Source organism: Dehalobacter sp., from assembly GCA_023667845.1.
Lineage (GTDB): Bacteria > Bacillota > Desulfitobacteriia > Desulfitobacteriales > Syntrophobotulaceae > Dehalobacter.
Genome location: JAMPIU010000192.1, coordinates 1 through 2,270 on the forward strand (window position 1 = coordinate 1; position 2,270 = coordinate 2,270).

At 44.4% G+C, this 2,270-nt stretch carries 4 protein-coding genes; 1 reads left to right on the top strand and 3 read right to left on the bottom strand.

The window, feature by feature from the left end; genetic code table 11:
- Nucleotides 1-102: 102 nt before the first annotated feature.
- From NC238_15665 to NC238_15675, 3 genes are all read right to left on the bottom strand, one after another.
- Nucleotides 103-312: a hypothetical protein gene (locus NC238_15665; protein ID MCM1567343.1), complete on the bottom strand. Its 210-nt coding sequence runs from the start codon at nt 310-312 to the stop codon at nt 103-105.
- A gap of 211 nt (nt 313-523) precedes the next feature.
- Nucleotides 524-967: a hypothetical protein gene (locus tag NC238_15670; protein MCM1567344.1), complete on the bottom strand. Its 444-nt coding sequence runs from the start codon at nt 965-967 to the stop codon at nt 524-526.
- The gene (locus NC238_15675) at nt 967-1,569 is read right to left on the bottom strand and encodes a nucleotidyltransferase domain-containing protein (protein ID MCM1567345.1); all 603 of its coding nucleotides are present in this window, start codon (nt 1,567-1,569) and stop codon (nt 967-969) included. Before NC238_15675 ends, NC238_15670 begins: the two co-directional genes overlap by 1 nt.
- 281 nt (nt 1,570-1,850) lie before the next feature.
- Between NC238_15675 and NC238_15680 the strand changes: the two genes are divergently transcribed.
- Entirely contained in the window at nt 1,851-2,147 is a 297-nt protein-coding gene (locus tag NC238_15680) for a hypothetical protein (GenBank protein MCM1567346.1), read from the top strand.
- The last annotated feature ends 123 nt before the right edge of the window (nt 2,148-2,270 follow it).

Here is a 2,270-nt window from a genome sequence, read left to right on the forward strand (position 1 = left end):
ATGAACGATTGTTGTAGTATCAACTTAATCCACCGTTTTCATGGCTAAGGTACATCTGGCCATCATCCTCTCACTCCGGGTTTCCCGGCGCTTTTTTTATTGTTATTTTCTTTTCATGATGACAACAGTCGCATCTTTATTGCCTGCGAGCTCTTGTATCACATCGGCTGCGTTTGCCTGTCCGGCCGCTATTTTTTGCTTGAGAAGGTCGACGAGAATTTCGGTTGTTAAACCATTGAAGAGAATACTTGCGAGCTCATCGTCGGCCGGACTGTCAAAACTCTGCCTGTTTTTCACTGCCATTGTATCCACCGTTTATTCTGCAATAACCAGTTAAAATTATGCTTACGATGTATATTTGGTTAATGTAATAAAATTGTAATTACCATAGCGCAAGCCCGATCGTGGAATACGCTCATAGAAAACATCCTCGAGGCCACTGGTATCATTTTTAAAATACCTTGCACACAGGTGAAGATTACGCTCATCGAGACCTGCATATAAAGTATCAAATCCTTATTATTTAATAACGATAATATTTTATTTTCATCGCATCGCCAGTAACCCGGACGAAGTCCATTGCGATCGTCAGGGCTTTCCTGGTGACATCTGCGCTAACGCTGTCGCCTTTATACATACTATCGTTACGTAAAATCCGGAACCGGTTAAAATCGTTAAGGAGCTTTTCACCGAAAGTATCCTTGTAGTTATCCGACAGAAAGGCAATGATCGCTTCGTGCGAGTTATTGGGCTTATAGCCATCCGCTGTCATAAGACACTGGCCACATTCCCTGATCACTTCATAGATATGCTCAAAAATAAAAGGAGCATTATCCTGGTCAATTGCCTGAGGCCTGACATATTCCAGCCTTTTCGATGCCCGGTCCAGCATGGACTTCGCTGCAGCCGGGTCTTTCGTCATTTTACGAGCCAGGTTCAATTGAAGAAAATAGTCAAACGAGGGCATTAAACCGCTTCCATATAGCCGGAGATGACAATACCGTTAGCCATACTGTTGATGAAGTTAACATTCTGATCCTTGATATTATCGACAAGGTGTAAGCTTATGCTTCTGCCAAGTATGGCCTGAAAGTTTTCCAGATCAGGGATATCTTTCATGCCAGTTACTATAGCTATATCGATGTCGCTTATACCTGCCACATCGTCGCCTTTGGCATAGCTCCCGAAAAGGATAATACACTCAGGCATGTGGTAGTATTTTTCCAGGTGCTGTAGCAGCCCGCTGGAGTGAATCGAGTACAGGTTCAGGGCTCTCTTCAGCCCGACCAGACGCTTATCGTCGAAGTTGCCACTATAGTTGTTGACGATGTTATTGTATTCGCTGATCAACAGCCCTTCTTTGCGAAGGGATTCGAGGATCATCTGAGCCCCGCGTGGCGACAGGCCCGTCTGGCGGGCTACTTCCCTGATGTGGAGATGCTTGCCCGGCCTGTCAAGAAAAAGTTTTAAAATATTTATACGGTTATCCTGTTCAAGCCAGCCCTTAACCGTTTTATCAACGGGGTCTCCTGGGCTGTGCTTTTTATCTGCCTTGCTTTCCGATGCCACATGTATACTATTGTTTACATGTGTAATTTATAGTTTACGTGTGTAAACAAATTTATACAATTACATTTGTCCAAAACCTGGGGTGTGTAAATACCTTTCTCTTGTTATACAAGAGCTTCACGATCGTGGCCATTTTATTGTAACTTTTTTCATAAAGGTGATAAATTGTTTCTTTATTCGTAGGGTCAGATCACTCGATGCCGATACTTGACATCCGGATTTTAATTATATCAATGGTTAACATTTTATTATTAATATACAATTTAGTGCTGAGCTACGACATGTCAGGAAATAATTCTAATTCGGATACTGCAAAACAGGAATTCGAGGCTTCACACGCGACGAAAGAGGTCACCTTCCGGGTATTCACGGACAGCGAAAGCGGCCTGATATGCGCTTCAGGCGTCGACCATGCCATCCACACCCATGCCGGGTCATGGGATGTGCTGATGAAATATGTCCATGAAGCCGTCGAATGTCATTTTGAAGTCCCTTATACGCAGGTAAAGATCACCCTCATCGAAGTCACTGACGTCGAAGCTCAGGAAAGCAGAGATGTCGGGCCTCACTGCGACTAAGTACCGGGGAATACACCATTTTATCCTGGGCCTGGGCTATGAGCTGCAGCGAACGACAGGAAGCCACGAACGGTATTATCTAAAATCGCATGTGGGGGGCGATGGGAACCTGACGATTGCCAG

Coding starts and splice junctions, on each gene's coding strand:
- NC238_15680 (MCM1567346.1), top strand. CDS start 1,851: ATGTCAGGAAATAATTCTAATTCGGATACTGCAAAACAGGAATTCGAG.
- NC238_15670 (MCM1567344.1), bottom strand. CDS start 967: ATGCCCTCGTTTGACTATTTTCTTCAATTGAACCTGGCTCGTAAAATG.